Here is a 15,380-nt window from a genome sequence, read left to right as displayed (position 1 = left end):
GAATCTTAGTAGATTATTTCCTTAATTAGCTTCAGTTTCTCTACCTTTTCTTCGCTGAATGAGATGGAGTTCAGTATCCTTTCCTTCACAGCTTCTATCTTTTCAGGGTCTTCACCGTCAAGGTAGCCAATTTCCTGTCCTTTGTAGTAATGCTCTCCAACTTTTGCCTGAAGATGCAGACCTGACTTGAAGTCGATATCATCTTCCTTCGCCATTCTTCCGGCTTTCAGATCGATAAGCGACATCCCGATTTCATAACCGTTAATTGCTGATACATAACCGGTTGCGGGAGAATACAATTTTTCTCTTATTGAGGATACGGGGTATTTCTCGGGATTTACAACGAAACTGATGTCCCCACCCTGAGCTTCCACGATCTCGAGGAACTTATCGAACGCCTTGCCTGTACTTACCATTCTCCTGGAGATCTCAATTCCTTCCTCTATTGTCTCTGCTTTTCCGCCGAGCATAATCATTGCACCAGAGAGAGCGAATGAGATTTCACACAAATCTTCGACATAAAATCCCTTCAGAATATCAGCGGATTCCTGAATTTCGTTCCAGTTTCCGGTTTTATATCCGAGTGGCTGGCTCATCTCAGTAATCATTGCGATACACTTTTTGTTAAAACTCTTTGCCACTCCCTGAAGACCTTGGGCAAGATTCCTCGACTCTTCCAGGGTTTTCATAAATGCACCCGAACCTGTTTTTACATCAAGAACAAGACCGTCAGTTCCCTCAGCCATTTTCTTGCTCATTATGCTTGCAATGATGAGAGGAATTGTCGGCACGGCACCTGTAACATCTCTAAGAGCGTAAAGCAGCTTGTCGGCAGGGGCAATTTCTGCGGTTTGACCTATGATAAGTCCGCCTTGCTTTTTCATAATTTCACGGTATTGCTTGATGTCAATTCTGGTGTTTAATCCGGGAATTGCCTCCATCTTGTCGAGGGTGCCACCTGTGTGGCCGAGACCTCTGCCCGATATCTGTGGCGATTTGATGCCGGCGGCGACAACAATCGGAAGAATGATAAAAGTAGTTTTGTCTCCCACTCCGCCTGTAGAGTGCTTCCCGATTTTTTGACCCGGGATGTCTGAAAGATCGATTATGGTTCCACTGTAAAGCATCGTCTTTGTAAGAGTGTTGGTTTCCCTTGCTGAAAATCCCCTGATAAATATTGCCATTAGAAGTGCAGCAGCCTGATAATCGGGAATTTTTCCCTGTGTGTAGGAGTTTATAAAAAATTCAATCTCTTTGTCAGACAGCTCAAGACCGTCTCTTTTCTTTACTATGATTTCTACCGGATTCATCCATTTTTCCTAAATTTTAACCTGTAAACTTAACAAAAATTGATGTGAAATTTTATACCCGAAAGGTCTACAACCGTTTATGCCCTCATTTAAAAGAAGTCTATGATTATATTAAAGTTTAATTTATCAAAAATTATTGTTTTTATTCTTTTTGAAAATAATTACCATCTGGTATAAATACCCGAAAGGTTGTAAAATATGGAAATAATCGTGAACTCCCCACCAAGCCTTGAGTCTGAAAGCAGAAGCAAAGCGGAGGTGTTGCAGACTCTCGAGACTGAAGTGGCTGAAATGATGGACGAGCATCTCCAAAAAAGAAGATTGTGGTTCCCCAGTGATTTTCTTCCTGCTGATGAAAAGATGAGTGATGATGAAGTTAAAAATATCCAAATTCTCCGGGATCGGGCAAGAGGAATGGATGATTCTGTAAGGGTGGCAGTTGCTCTTGGTCTCCTGACAGAGGAAGGATTGCCCCACTTCCACCGCCTCCTGGCAACCTATCTCGGTGAGGAAAGCGTCTGGAAAACCTGGAACTCAATTTGGACTGCTGAAGAAGACAGGCACGGTGGAATTCTCCGTGATTATGCACGCGACTCCCGCCTCTTTAATTTTAGATGCGTCGAAATTATGCAGTATGCCTATCAGGAAGCAGGTTTCAGACCCGCATGGGATAAAGATCCCTATCGCGTTTTTGCCTACACTTCCCTTCAGGAAAGGGCAACCCAGGTAACCCATGGCAATACGGGGAAAACTGCCGGGAAATATGAACCACTCCTCGAGGGTATTCTCTCATCAATCGCTGCGGATGAAGCACGACACTATGCTTTCTACAGGAAGGTCATGAAGTCCCTCCTTTCGATTGATACCAACAGAGCACTTGAATCCGCTCTGCATATTCTTCCCTCGATCGAAATGCCGGGCTTAAGCATGCCCAACTTTAAAGAAATGGCTGATGTGGTCAGACGATCGGGAATTTATGGTCCATGGGACTATAAAAAGATCGTCGAAGATGTGCTGAAATTCTGGGAAGTGGAGGCTCTGACCGGATTGAATGAAGCCGGCAGAATCGCACAGGATAAACTGCTCGCCATCCCCAAAAGGTTAAAACAGGTCGCAGAATATATCGACAGAAGAGTGGACACAAAATCGTTCTCTTTCGATTTCATATACCACAGAGTGTTTGCAATTTAATATTATTTATTTTATATAATAAGCTCGCTGCGGCTTTATTTTTCTTTGCGGTTTTATTTGTTTATTTTTGTAACTTATGAATTTCAAAGAAGATACAATTACGGCCATAGTCACTCCGCCGGGAGTTGGCGCCATTTCGGTTATCAGGATCAGCGGTGAAAACGCAATTTCCGCCGCTGACCGGATATTCCGGGGTAACCAGCCACTCATAAATGCAGCTTCCCACTCCCTTAAATACGGGAAAATCATTTCCCCCGATGGCAATATTGTTGATGATGTAGTCGTTTCAGTTTTTAAGGCCCCCAACTCCTACACAGGCGAAAACTCGATAGAAATCTCCTGCCACGGGAATCCGACAATTACCAGACGGATTACAGAACTGCTTTACGATCTTGGAATCAGAAATGCAGAGCCGGGTGAATTTACCAAAAGAGCTTTCCTGAACGGCAGAATCGACCTCTCGCAGGCGGAAGCGGTAATGGAGCTCATTTCAGCCCGTTCCGAAGCTTCACTTCGCGGAGCAAGAAATCAACTGGATGGTCTGCTTTCATCGAAAGTAAACGAACTGCGTTCCATGCTCGTAAATACCTCCTCTTTGGTTGAACTGGAACTCGATTTTGCCGAGGAAGATATCGAATTTGTTGACCGGCATGAACTGATCAAAAGAATCACAAGTATCATCTCCGAAATAGACCAGCTTCTCTCATCATATGCATTTGGCAGGGTTATCAGAGATGGCGTGAATGTGGCTCTTGTCGGACAACCAAATGTGGGGAAATCTTCACTTTTAAACTACCTCCTTAAGGAATACAGGGCAATAGTCAGCTCCATTCCGGGTACAACCCGGGATATCATCAGGGAGGAGGTGGTGATTGACGGAGTCCTGTATCGCCTCTTCGATACTGCCGGTATTCGAGAGACAGATGATGAAGTTGAAATTGAAGGTGTAATGCGGAGCAGAGAGGCGGTAAAAAACGCCGACCTCGTTCTCTTTATCAACGATGTAGTACAAAATATCTCAGTCGATCTTTATGATGAAATTAAAGAATTAACAAGTGAAAACAAAATCATCGTGGTGCTCAACAAAGTGGATATCAAACATTCCTCTCTTCTAAAAGCCGACATTTCGATATCAGCAAAAACGGGTGAGGGTATCTACGAACTTTTTGATTTATTAAAAGAGAAAGCTCTCGGCTCAGAGTCATACAGCGAGAAGGGTGCAGTAGTGTCAAATATGCGACACTATAACTGCCTCAAACAGGCAAAACAAAATCTCGAAAATGCCCGGGAGTCATGTAATCTGAATCTGAGCGGAGAATTTATCTCTGTCGATCTTCGAAATGCCGAAAACTCGCTGGCAGAAATTACCGGTGAGATTACAACCGATGATATCCTGAATAACATTTTTATGCACTTCTGCATTGGAAAATGACAGATCTTTTCAATAGAAATTATCTCAAAGACAGAAGAAAAAACCTCCGGAATAACGCCACTTCCGCAGAACAAAAGCTGTGGGACGAACTAAAACACAAAAAGACCGGTTTCAAATTCCGAAGACAATACAGCGTCAACAACTACATTCTTGATTTTTATTGTGTCGAGCTAAAACTCTGTATCGAACTTGATGGCGATTCCCACAACGGTGTAGAAGCTGTGGAATATGATCTCGCACGAGATAAATATCTTGAATCTATCGGAATTGAAACCATAAGATTCTTTAATGAAGAAGTCTTTGATGATATCAATAAAGTTTTGGAGAGAATAAGGAAGCATCTTCCGGTAAGGTGATGACTGCTTTATTGGCTTCTCGGGTTTTTAGGGTGAGTCCCGACCGCCCCCCTGCCCCCCTCCTTGTAAAGGTGGGGGGAGCATTGAGTTCGTTTTGGGGTGGGGGTTGGGGTTTTTCGGTTAATTTAATTTTTTCTGTTATTGAGATTTTTGTCAGCCGAAAATCTGCTTTCCCATCGATAAGTTTCGTCAATCAAGCCCCCCACCTTTACAAGGAGGGGGGTTGGGGGGCGGTAAGGAGAGTAATTTTCCCAAGAACGCTTGGGCATTTTTGATCTCTTTTTCATGTTGTGCTGATGATACACCTTTCATTTTGTCGCTGTGTTTTGGATTTGATTTTTCGGTGGAAGAAAGTCTCCACCGCCCCCCTGCCCCCCTCCTTGTTAAGGTGGGGGGAATGTTGAGTTTGTTTTGGGGTGGTGGTTGGTGGTTTTTGGATCGATTTTAGATTTTTTTATAAGCCCGATTTTTTTGTTTTTGATATCAAAAACTCCCAATCCCCTGCGACAAAGTTTATCCATCGAGCCCCCCCCCACCTTTAGAAGGAGGGGGGTTGGGGGGCGGTACGGGGCGGTACGAGACGGTAGTAAAATGTTTCACATGAAACAAACTTCACTTTTATATTTTTTAACTAAACTGACACTAACACAACTATTAAAATGTTTCACATGAAACAAAACAGAAGATTAAATGCGTAAATATGATGTAATTGTAATTGGTGGCGGACATGCCGGAATAGAGGCTTCAGTCGCTGCAGCAAGAATGGGATGTAAAACAGCTCTTGTTTCGATGGATAAGTATGCCACAGGAAGATTATCCTGCAACCCGGCGGTAGGTGGAACTGCAAAAGGGCACCTGGTGCGTGAAATAGATGCTTTGGGAGGTGTAATGGGAGAAATTGCTGATCGTTCCGGCATACAGTTTAGAATGCTGAACAGAAGCAAGGGTCCCGCTGTATGGTCACCAAGAAGCCAGAATGACAGAGACATTTATTCCCAAATTGCTCTTGAAGTCGTGGAAAAAACTCCAAACCTTGAAATAATATCTGAATCAATCGTTGAAATTCTGATCGAAGATGGAAAAATTATCGGAGTGAAAACAGCTCACGGTGAAGAAATCGATGCCAAGGCGGTTGTTCTATCTTCCGGTACATTCCTGAATGGATTGATGCACACGGGATTACAGGCAACCCCCGGTGGCAGATTTGGAGAAAAACCTGCAACGGGAATCACCGAATCTTTGATTAAAGCAGGATTTGAAACAGGCAGGTTAAAAACAGGAACACCACCAAGATTACATAAAGATTCCATCGACTGGAATGCTCTTGAGGAACAACCCGGCGATGAGTCTCCCCAACCATTTTCTCACAGAACAGATAAATCGCTATTTCCCTTCCTGCCACAGGTTTCCTGTCACCTCACTTATACCGATGACAGAGTTCATAAAATACTTGAAAAGGGTTTTTCCAGTTCACCAATGTTTACGGGAATTATACAGGGAACCGGGCCACGGTACTGCCCGTCGATTGAAGATAAAATAGTCAGATTTTCCGATAAACCACGCCATCAGTTGTTTCTCGAACCCGAAGGATTGGATTCTGAATTGATTTATGTGAATGGTTTTTCCACTTCACTTCCTGCAGAGATCCAACTTGAAGCTTTGAAACTTATAAAAGGACTTGAAAACATTGTTATGGTTCGTCCCGGTTATGCGGTTGAATATGACTTCTTCCCGCCTCATCAAATTGATCTTACGATGGAAACCAAACTGGTAAAGGGATTGTATTTTGCCGGACAGATAAACGGTACATCGGGATATGAAGAAGCCGCCGCACAGGGTCTTATGGCAGGTATCAATGCTGCGCTTAAACTCAGGAACGAAAAGGAACTGGTTCTGAAGAGAAGTGAAGCTTATATCGGTGTTTTGGTTGATGATCTGGTCGGGAAATCAACCACGGAGCCTTACAGAATGTTTACATCCAGAGCCGAACACCGGCTCTTGCTACGGCAGGATAATGCTGACACAAGACTTTCTCATCATGGTCACAGAATCGGTTTGATAAGCGATGATGAATTAAAGATTGTCAAGGAAAAGGAAAGTAAAATCTTTCGTGGCATTGAGCTTTCAAAATCTGTTAAAATTACACCTGACATACTAAACCCCTTCCTTCGGGAATTCTCTTCCTCGGATGTACAATTCTCCGAGACTATTGAGAAGATTATCAAGCGACCTGAAATAGATGCATATAAACTGGGCAACCTGATTATTGAGGCGGATTCCCCCGAACTGAAGGAAATATTAAGCGACAAAGAGACGGCCTTCCAGATAGAATTGACGCTTAAATATGAAGGATACATAACCCGGCAGCAGGACACAATCAACAAACTCGAAAAATATGAAGACCGGGCAATCCCCGTTGATCTTGATTACAAACAGGTTCAATCCCTTTCTGCTGAAGGAAGAGAGAAACTTTCAAGGGTAAAACCACGAAATATAGGTCAGGCATCCCGTATTTCCGGTGTTACTCCTTCAGATATTTCTATCTTAATGGTATATTTGAATAAGTGATTTAAGATATTTCGGAGAAATTATTGATATCTGTTGATACTTATTTAAGACAACTAACCCACTTTTTTTGGGAAAACAACCAGAACCCTGACGAAAACACCCTGGGAAGACTTGCGTTTTTTGCGGGACTTCTTGCAGAAAAGAATGAAGTAATCAATCTTGTTTCGCGCAAAGATATCGCAAATGTTGTTGAAAATCATGTTTTCATTTCGGCATATATCTCCAAATTTTTACCTGAACGGGCAACTACATTTCTTGACATCGGATCGGGTGGCGGGCTCCCTGGTATTCCATTTGCAATAATGAGACCTGATCTTCAAGGTGTACTTGTTGATTCCATAACCAAAAAGACAAATGCTGTTTCGGAGTTTGTGGATAAACTTATGTTAAGAAATGTAATTGTTGAAAATACAAGGGTGGAGGGTGTCGAGTTTGTAAAAAAATATGCGGGTAAATTCGACATAATTATCAGCAGAGCAACGGTTGATCTTTTATCACTCGTCCAATTCTCAGTCCCCCTGATAAAAGAAAAGGCAGCAATGCTGATTATTAAGGGAGGCGATATCACTGCCGAGTTTGAAGAGGCAAAAGCTAAATATGGCTATATGTTCAAAAGATCCACAATCTATGAATTAAGATATAAGCCAACAAATACTAAGAATGAAAAAGGTAAAAAACTTGTTTACCTGGAGTTATACAAATGATAATAAACGGCACTGACCAGTCCCTTTTTAACGAAATAGCCGGCCTCTCAACCGAACAGAGAAATCCCCGATCCATGGAAATAGATGCAGCCTCAGTGGATGAAATTCTCCATATTATGAATGAAGAGGATAAGACAGTCCCTTTTGCTGTAGAGAAGGAAATTCCATACATCTCAAAAGCAGTTGAGGCAATAGTAAAGTCCCTTAAAAGCGGAGGGAGACTTCTTTACTTCGGAGCCGGAACTTCAGGCAGGCTTGGTGTCGTGGATGCATCTGAATGCCCCCCTACTTTTGGTACTCCTTTCGGCATGATCGAGGGATATATAGCAGGTGGAAAAGAAGCAATGTTCAGGGCACAGGAGGGAGCAGAAGATCACGAAATTAACGGTGAAAGGGATGTACTTGCCGCAGGTGTCACCGCAAACGATGTTGTATGCGGTATCGCTGCCAGCAGGAGAACTCCATATGTAATTGGTGCGGTAAAAAAGGCGAAGGAAATCGGAGCAACTACGGTTTATGTAACCTGCACTCCGAGAGAAGCGTTTAACATTGAATCTGTGGATATCCCAATTTGCCCCTATGTTGGGCCGGAAGTGGTAATGGGCTCCACGAGAATGAAAAGCGGCACTGCCCAGAAACTGGTATTGAATATGCTTACAACCTGCTCCATGATAAGAATGGGTAAGGTTTATGAAAATATGATGATCGATCTCCAGATGACAAACAAAAAGCTTGTGGAGAGAGCGAAAAGAGTTGTAATGACCATAACCGGTCTCGATTATGATGAAGCGACCTCGTATCTCACAGAAGCAGGCGGGCATGTGAAGACGGCTCTCGTGATGATAAAAGCAAATGTCTCCGCTGATGAAGCAAAAAGAAGACTCGATTTAACTGACGGCTTTGTAAGAAAAGCCATTGAATTTGTTGATTAACAATAGATTAAAACACACACTTATATTATTTGTTTTATTATTTTCTTCTATAATTTCTCAATCATCCGACCTCGAGAAATTTGGAGATTACGGGGAGAGCATTTTAAAAACCTCAACCCGGTTCAATAATAACGATCTGCTCAACTACGGAATTACCGCCGGAAGCACTCTGCTGGCATATAATTTCGATGAAGATGTGAACAGTTTCTTCAAAAAAAACAAGACTCCCCTGCTAAGTCCTCTTTATGAATTTAACAAATACTCCGTTTACGCTGTCTTTGCAACAGCAGGCGCTCTTTACCTTCAGGGAAGTATTTACGACAACGCCAAAAATAAAGACCTGGGTTTAAAACTGGGCTCGGCTCTTATATATTCCACTCTCGTCAATCAGGCTCTTAAGATGCTGACGGGAAGAGAGAGACCAACAATCTCCGATGACAATTCCAACTTCCACTTTTTCAGGACAGCCTGGGATGAAACCTCTTTCCCTTCGGGCCACTCAACTGCGGGCTTTGCTTTTGCATCCGTAATGGCACTTTCTACTGACAATGATCTGGAGAAGGTTGTTTACTGGTCGATTGCCGGTTTGATGGCGTTTGAGAGGCTCTATAACAGGCACCACTGGCTTTCTGATGTTGTGTTGGGTTCTGCCATTGGTTATTTCACAGGAAGCCTTATTGGCAGCAAAAACAGCAACGATCCGTCAACTGTGACAGTTCCGGTATTCGTCATTAACTACCGGTTTTGATTAAATGGAAAATTTTGAATTGATTTCCATATTTGGAAATTATAAGGAAATCAGAAATATTGTAAGGGCAGTTTCATCAGAGAGAGGTAAACTGCATACACTTCCCTTCCTCCCGGGGAGTTCTAAAACCCTGCTCGCTTTACAACTGAAACTGAAGTTCGACAGAGTAGTGGTACTTGTTCCTTCTGTGAAGGATGTACTGGAAACCTCCACCGAAATCAAACTGATGGGTGTAAAGTCACCTGTGATTTCCATTTCGGAATTCAACTCAAAAAAGATCCAGGAGACACTCAACGATCTTTCCTCTTTGAACGGCTACTTCCTGGTCTCCACTTACGATATCCTTCTCGTAAAACTTCCATCAAAAAGGGATTTTTCGGAGAGTCTTTACAAATTTTCGACCGGCGATTCGATATCATACGACAAGTTTGTAGCGCTCCTCGCGGGATATAACTACAAGCGAGAGAAATATGTGGAGGAGAGTGGCTTCTTCGCTCAAAGGGGAGCTATAATTGATTTTTGGTCGCATAGTGAATCGATGCCTGTCCGTATTGAGTTCGATGGTGATTTCATCGAGTCAATCAGGTTTTTCGATCCGGAGAATCAAAGATCGGTACAGATGGTCGATTCGGCTACCATTTCACCTGAACTGGAAGAGCTCTCCACAAACGATGAGAATACATTTAATGATGATATTTTCGACTATGTTACCGACTCCCTGATAATTGCAGACGATTACTACCTGCGTGAAGCTTCCTACAAGGAAGTGAAGATTTCCGCCCCTGATGATGAAGTAGAGGCTGACTCTGTCAGTGAACCCCTCTACAACGAAGATGCATTCCTCGATGAGTTTCCTGAAGATGTTGCCGAGGTTGATGAGATAGAAAAATCTGCCAAAATCGCCTTTTCTGATATTATGAAAAAAGGGGGAAACACCTGGCTCGTTGAATCAGGACTTTCGATTGAAAACTCTCTTGGTCTGGATATTGCCGCTGCTCCATCCATAAATTCCAATTATGCTCTTTTGTTTAAAACCCTCACCCAGTTTTCTGAAAACGGGTACAGCGTTAATATAGCTGTGGAAAATGATATCCAGTTCGACAGACTTAAAGATCTCATCTACAACGCAAAAGATGAATTCGGTTTGATGATCGAAGACGGGACAATAAAGTTTACGATGCTTCCCCTAAAGGAGGGGTTCTTCCTTAAGTCCGAAAAAGTTTTGATTCTCTCCGACTATCAGATTTTTGGTAAACCGTTCAGAACAAAAATCGTCTCCTACAAAAGAGCGGTCAAGTCGAGAAGAAATGAACTTGCATCGATTAAGCCGGGCGATTTTGTGGTACACGAAGAGTATGGAATCGGAAGATACGCGGGTCTTCATACCGTTAAAATCGGTGATATGGAACAGGAATCTATGAAGCTCCTTTTTGGTGAGGGTGGAGTGGTTTTTGTGAACCTGAACTACCTGCACCTTGTGAAAAAATATTCGTCGAAAGAGGGAGTGGAACCCCGAATATCAATTCTGGGCACCAACACCTGGGAGAATGCAAAAACCAAGGCGAAGAAAAAAATCCGTGATATCGCAAGGGATTTGATAGAATTGTATGCAAGAAGGAAATCGACAAAAGGTTTTTCGTTCGCCGGGGATACCGTCTGGCAAAAAGAACTTGAAGCTTCTTTTATTTATGAGGATACCCCCGATCAGATAAAAGTGACGAATGAAATAAAAGAGGATATGGAGAGCGTCAGCCCCATGGACAGACTGGTCTGCGGCGATGTCGGTTTTGGAAAAACCGAGGTGGCAGTCAGAGCTGCTTTTAAAGCAGTTCAGGACAACAAACAGGTTAGTGTACTTGTTCCAACAACAATCCTGGCTGAACAGCACTATAATACCTTTCGGGACAGGTTGAACCAGTTCCCGGTACGGGTGGAAGTGATGTCAAGATTCCAGTCGAAGGTGCGACAAAAAGAGATCGTGGAAAAACTGAAACAAGGGGAAGTGGATATAGTTATCGGTACCCACCGCCTCATTTCAAAAGACATCGAATTCAAGGATTTGGGCTTGCTTATAATCGACGAGGAACACAGGTTCGGTGTGAAGGCAAAGGAGAAACTCCGTTCGATGAGAGTGAATGTCGATACTCTCACCCTCACAGCTACACCTATACCGAGAACTCTTAATTTCTCCCTTCACGGTGCACGCGACCTTTCGATAATGGCGACACCTCCGGCAAACAGACAACCTGTCTACACAAAAGTTGATCTTTTCGACATCAGGAAAATTCGCGAATGGCTGCTCTCCGAGTTTGCCCGAAACGGACAGGTATATATTGTCCACGACAGAATAATGTCGATCCACAAACTTGGCGATTACATAAAACGATTTGTGCCCGAAGCAATTATCGGAGTTGCTCACGGAAGAATGACCCCCGACCAGCTCGAGGATGTGATCCACGGCTTCCTGCAAAGAAAATTTAATGTTCTTCTTTCCACCAAAATTATCGAATCGGGAATCGATATCCCGAATGTGAACACAATTATCGTAAACAGAGCCGACCGTTTTGGTCTTGCCGAACTTCATCAGTTGAGAGGAAGAGTGGGAAGGTCCGACAGACAGGCTTATGCATTCTTCCTCGTTCCTTCCCTGACCGCACTGAAGAAGCAAACATTGAAGCGTTTAAGAGCGATTGAGGAGTTTAACGAACTTGGTGCGGGATTTAATCTCGCAATGAGAGACCTCGAAATCCGCGGTGCAGGTAACCTTCTCGGTACAGAACAAAGCGGCTTTATCACAGATGTTGGGTTCGATATGTATATGAAACTTGTGGGTGAAGCAGTTGAGGAACTGAAACATACCGAGTTTAAGGAAGTATTCAAACATCTTGGTAAATCCACTCAGAGAACCGATCCAAAAATCGATACATTCTTTGAGATAGGAATACCCGAACAGTTTATGCCAGATCAGACTGACAGGTTAAACTTCTACACCTCCCTCATCTCTGCAGGCACCCTTAAAGAAATTGATGATATAAAGGAAGAACTGAGTGACAGGTTTGGACTTCTTCCGATAACAGCTAAAAGGCTTGTCATGACAGCCCGGATGCGGTATTATGCATCGTGGGCGATGTTCGACAGAGTAATAATCCAACGCAACCGAATAATGTTGGTACTCCCTCACAAAGACAGGGAAGAGTTCTACGAATACAATTTTAAAGTCCTGCTACATCTCGTAATGACAAAACTCAGGGACTCAATCAAATTTGATCAGCAGCGCGATTCCATGAAATTAATAATTGAGAATACATACGAAACCCCGGAAAGAGCTATCGATTATCTTATGGATTTGTTTCAGCAGATTATGAATCTTTATGGTGTGAAAAAGGAAGAAACAGAATAAGCCGCGTGCTATTCCTGCGGGTTATCTTTATCTGTCTTCTCTTTTTTAAATGAAAATGTCATCACAAAACCTGTGAATGCCCCGTACAAGGTGGTGTAGAGTGCATTACTCTGAATCGGACAACCGTTTTTACATCCGATAAAATAATAATATCCGTATCCTGCCAGTCCGCCAAGTAAAATCCCGGCAGTCATGCTGATTATTTTTTTTCTATTCATAAATCTCCATTTCATTTTTCTGTTGGATGCTTTAAATTCGTTTAGGTTTCAAAAGCGAAGAAATTCACAAAAAAGTTTATTTTTACTTATTAATTATTTAAAATAAGGAAAGCAGTATGAACAGTTTCTTTTCTGAATTCAAAAAATTCGCGATGCGCGGCAATGTGATTGATCTGGCAGTCGGCGTTATCATTGGCGGAGCTTTTGGAAAAATAGTTGCATCGTTTATTAATGATGTTGTGATGCCACCGATAGGTCTTATTCTTGGTGGTGTAGACTTCAAAAACCTGAAGGTATTGCTTAAAGCCGGTTCGAAAGATGGTGACAAGGTGGTTGACCCTGTTTATATCAGCTACGGTGCTTTTATTAATACCGCAGTTGAATTTTTGATAATTGCTTTTGTGATCTTTTTAGTCGTAAAGGGAATCAACTCAATGAAAAAGAAGGAAGAAGCCGCTCCTGCTGCGCCTAAACCACCGGCTGAGGATATTGTACTCCTTACTGAAATTAGAGATTTGCTAAAAAAATAGAGAATTAGAGAAAAGGCGACCGGAACCAACCGGTCGCTTTTTGTTATAATATATATTTGCTAAGATCGCGATCGGTTACTATTTTTTCAAGTTTTTGTCTCACCATCTCACCGGTAATCTCTATTAAATGATCCGGCATTATATCGGGCACATTAAACAAAATCTCATCAAGAAGAGTTGTAAGAATTGTGTGAAGCCTTCTCGCACCAATGTTCTCAACCTGCTCGTTTGCCTTTTGTGCGAGTCGAGCGGTTTCTCTTATACCATCCTCTTTAAACTCCACCCTGACCCCTTCTACTTCAAGAAGAGCTGCATACTGCTTCAAAAGAGCATTTTGTGGAATCGTCAAAATTTTGATAAAATCATCCTCGGTCAGACTCTTAAGTTCTACCCTGATAGGAAAACGACCCTGAAGTTCCGGAATTAAATCGGAAGGTTTCGAAACATGAAACGCACCCGAGGCTATAAAGAGGACATGATCGGTTTTAACAACTCCGTACTTGGTGTTCACATTGGAACCCTCGACTATAGGAAGAAGATCCCTCTGCACTCCCTCTCGGGATACATCCGGTCCGTTCCCTTTGCCACCACCGGCTATCTTGTCAATCTCATCTATAAACACAATCCCGGTGTTTTCCGCACGCATGATAGCTTCTTTGTAAACGGAATCGAGATCGATCAGTTTTTGAGCTTCTTCCTCTGTCATCAAATCGCGGGCTTCTCTGATGGTGGTTTTTCTTTTCTTCTTTTTCTTGGGCATCATGGATGACATGATTTCCTGAATATTTATACCGAGATCATCGCCACCAAACGGACCCATAACCTGCATCCCAACTGCCGCCTGTTGAATGTCGTACTCAACCATTTTATCATCGAGTTCGCCATTTCTGAGTTTTTCTCTCATCCATTCACGGGTTTTCTGATTCTGATATGCATCACTTCCCTGCTCCTCCTCGGGTTCACCGGAAAAGTTTTTCCTCACCGGCGGAATCAGTATATCAAGAATCCGTTCTTCTGCGAGGGCAACTGCCTTAGTTCTTACTTCAGCAGTCTTTTCCGATTTTACCAAATTTACGGAAAACTCGACGAGGTCTCTGACAATTGACTCCACATCCCTGCCGACATATCCAACCTCTGTAAATTTGGATGCCTCCACTTTCACAAAAGGAGCATCCACGAGTTTTGCGAGTCTTCGTGCAATCTCTGTTTTACCGACACCGGTGGGTCCGATGAGAATGATGTTGTTGGGCATTATCTCATCTTTTATGGCTCCCTGGATTTGCTGCCGTCTCCATCTGTTTCTGAGTGCAATTGCCACTGCTCTTTTTGCATCATCCTGTCCGATGATGTATTTATTCAACTCCCCAACTATTTTTGTTGGTGTCAAGTCATTGTTACTGTAGGGATTCAATGCGTCTCCTCTTGGTTTTCTATGGTTTCGACGACAATATTTTTGTTTGTATAAATACAGATTTCCGAAGCCGTTTCCAGACTTTCTTTTACAATTTCCTTCGCAGAGAGGGTACTGAATTTCTTAAGCATTTTTGCCGCAGCCAGAGCAAAGTTTCCGCCCGAGCCAATAGCTACAATTTTATCCTGAGGCTCAATTACATCACCGTTTCCGGAGATTATAAGGGCTGTATCGGCTGATACAACAGCAAGGAGAGCTTCAAGTTTGCGGAGGTATCTGTCAGTTCTCCACTCTTTGGCAAGTTCAACAGCGGCACGGTTTACATTTCCTCTGTATTGCTCCAGTTTGTCTTCAAATCTCTCCATCAGAGTGAAGGCATCTGCAGATGCACCCGCAAACCCACACAAAACTTTACCACCCGATATCTTTCTGATTTTCATTGCGTTGTGTTTCATGATTGTATTGCCAAGAGTGACCTGACCATCACCACCAATTGCCGCAACGCCGTTATGAATTATCCCGATTATCGTGGTCGATCTGATTTTAGCTTCCATCTTATTCCTGTTTCTGACTTTCTGTC

13 protein-coding genes are annotated in these 15,380 nt (G+C 42.9%); 9 read left to right on the top strand and 4 right to left on the bottom strand.

The genetic code is table 11. From position 1 onward, the window contains the following. Window positions 1-5 precede the first annotated feature (5 nt). The gene (locus tag J0L60_02920) at window positions 6-1,310 is read right to left on the bottom strand and encodes a thymidine phosphorylase (GenBank protein MBN8545062.1); all 1,305 of its coding nucleotides are present in this window, start codon (window positions 1,308-1,310) and stop codon (window positions 6-8) included. 198 nt (window positions 1,311-1,508) lie between these two features. Between J0L60_02920 and J0L60_02915 the strand changes: the two genes are divergently transcribed. From J0L60_02915 to mfd, 8 genes are all read left to right on the top strand, one after another. Continuing rightward, window positions 1,509-2,501 carry an acyl-ACP desaturase gene (locus J0L60_02915; GenBank protein MBN8545061.1) on the top strand — a complete coding sequence of 331 codons (993 nt, stop codon included), beginning with the start codon at window positions 1,509-1,511 and terminating at the stop codon, window positions 2,499-2,501. Between the two features lie 76 nt (window positions 2,502-2,577). Continuing rightward, window positions 2,578-3,933 (top strand): tRNA uridine-5-carboxymethylaminomethyl(34) synthesis GTPase MnmE, encoded by a 1,356-nt coding sequence (gene mnmE, locus J0L60_02910; GenBank protein ID MBN8545060.1) that lies wholly within the window; start codon window positions 2,578-2,580, stop codon window positions 3,931-3,933. After that, window positions 3,930-4,289: an endonuclease domain-containing protein gene (locus tag J0L60_02905; GenBank protein ID MBN8545059.1), complete on the top strand. Its 360-nt coding sequence runs from the start codon at window positions 3,930-3,932 to the stop codon at window positions 4,287-4,289. The genes mnmE and J0L60_02905 overlap by 4 nt, the downstream gene beginning before the upstream one ends. Before the next feature lie 690 nt (window positions 4,290-4,979). Beyond that, on the top strand, window positions 4,980-6,857 hold the full coding sequence (gene mnmG, locus J0L60_02900) for a tRNA uridine-5-carboxymethylaminomethyl(34) synthesis enzyme MnmG (protein MBN8545058.1): 1,878 nt from the start codon (window positions 4,980-4,982) through the stop codon (window positions 6,855-6,857). Window positions 6,858-6,880: 23 nt separating this feature from the next. Then, window positions 6,881-7,561, top strand: a complete 681-nt coding sequence (gene rsmG, locus J0L60_02895; GenBank protein MBN8545057.1) for a 16S rRNA (guanine(527)-N(7))-methyltransferase RsmG — start codon at window positions 6,881-6,883, stop codon at window positions 7,559-7,561. Beyond that, window positions 7,558-8,493, top strand: a complete 936-nt coding sequence (gene murQ / locus J0L60_02890) for an N-acetylmuramic acid 6-phosphate etherase (GenBank protein ID MBN8545056.1) — start codon at window positions 7,558-7,560, stop codon at window positions 8,491-8,493. The genes rsmG and murQ overlap by 4 nt, the downstream gene beginning before the upstream one ends. After that, on the top strand, window positions 8,486-9,241 hold the full coding sequence (locus J0L60_02885; GenBank protein MBN8545055.1) for a phosphatase PAP2 family protein: 756 nt from the start codon (window positions 8,486-8,488) through the stop codon (window positions 9,239-9,241). Before murQ ends, J0L60_02885 begins: the two co-directional genes overlap by 8 nt. Window positions 9,242-9,245: 4 nt before the next feature. Further along, window positions 9,246-12,641: a transcription-repair coupling factor gene (mfd, locus tag J0L60_02880; protein MBN8545054.1), complete on the top strand. Its 3,396-nt coding sequence runs from the start codon at window positions 9,246-9,248 to the stop codon at window positions 12,639-12,641. An 8-nt stretch (window positions 12,642-12,649) separates the two neighbouring features. Here mfd and J0L60_02875 read toward each other — a convergent pair whose 3' ends face one another. Beyond that, entirely contained in the window at window positions 12,650-12,859 is a 210-nt protein-coding gene (locus tag J0L60_02875) for a hypothetical protein (GenBank protein MBN8545053.1), read from the bottom strand. A gap of 116 nt (window positions 12,860-12,975) precedes the next feature. Here J0L60_02875 and mscL point away from each other — a divergent pair, with 116 nt between their 5' ends. Next, window positions 12,976-13,389, top strand: coding sequence for a large-conductance mechanosensitive channel protein MscL (mscL, locus tag J0L60_02870; GenBank protein ID MBN8545052.1), 414 nt, complete (start codon window positions 12,976-12,978; stop codon window positions 13,387-13,389). A gap of 43 nt (window positions 13,390-13,432) precedes the next feature. On the opposite strand, the gene hslU is transcribed toward mscL, so the two are convergent. Both hslU and hslV read right to left on the bottom strand, forming a co-directional pair. After that, a complete protein-coding gene (gene hslU, locus J0L60_02865) occupies window positions 13,433-14,800 on the bottom strand; it encodes an ATP-dependent protease ATPase subunit HslU (GenBank protein ID MBN8545051.1) in 1,368 nt (455 codons plus the stop codon). Next, window positions 14,797-15,354, bottom strand: coding sequence for an ATP-dependent protease subunit HslV (gene hslV, locus J0L60_02860; GenBank protein MBN8545050.1), 558 nt, complete (start codon window positions 15,352-15,354; stop codon window positions 14,797-14,799). Before hslV ends, hslU begins: the two co-directional genes overlap by 4 nt. Window positions 15,355-15,380: the final 26 nt, after the last annotated feature.

This window comes from Ignavibacteria bacterium (assembly GCA_017302895.1).
Lineage (GTDB): Bacteria > Bacteroidota > Ignavibacteria > Ignavibacteriales > Ignavibacteriaceae > UTCHB3.
Note: the sequence above shows the minus strand (reverse complement) of the source record. Positions and strands in the feature narration are given on the sequence as shown.

Coding starts and splice junctions, on each gene's coding strand:
- murQ (MBN8545056.1), top strand. CDS start 7,558: ATGATAATAAACGGCACTGACCAGTCCCTTTTTAACGAAATAGCCGGC.
- J0L60_02905 (MBN8545059.1), top strand. CDS start 3,930: ATGACAGATCTTTTCAATAGAAATTATCTCAAAGACAGAAGAAAAAAC.
- mnmG (MBN8545058.1), top strand. CDS start 4,980: ATGCGTAAATATGATGTAATTGTAATTGGTGGCGGACATGCCGGAATA.
- hslV (MBN8545050.1), bottom strand. CDS start 15,354: ATGGAAGCTAAAATCAGATCGACCACGATAATCGGGATAATTCATAAC.
- mscL (MBN8545052.1), top strand. CDS start 12,976: ATGAACAGTTTCTTTTCTGAATTCAAAAAATTCGCGATGCGCGGCAAT.
- J0L60_02875 (MBN8545053.1), bottom strand. CDS start 12,859: ATGAATAGAAAAAAAATAATCAGCATGACTGCCGGGATTTTACTTGGC.
- mnmE (MBN8545060.1), top strand. CDS start 2,578: ATGAATTTCAAAGAAGATACAATTACGGCCATAGTCACTCCGCCGGGA.
- mfd (MBN8545054.1), top strand. CDS start 9,246: ATGGAAAATTTTGAATTGATTTCCATATTTGGAAATTATAAGGAAATC.
- J0L60_02920 (MBN8545062.1), bottom strand. CDS start 1,310: ATGAATCCGGTAGAAATCATAGTAAAGAAAAGAGACGGTCTTGAGCTG.
- J0L60_02915 (MBN8545061.1), top strand. CDS start 1,509: ATGGAAATAATCGTGAACTCCCCACCAAGCCTTGAGTCTGAAAGCAGA.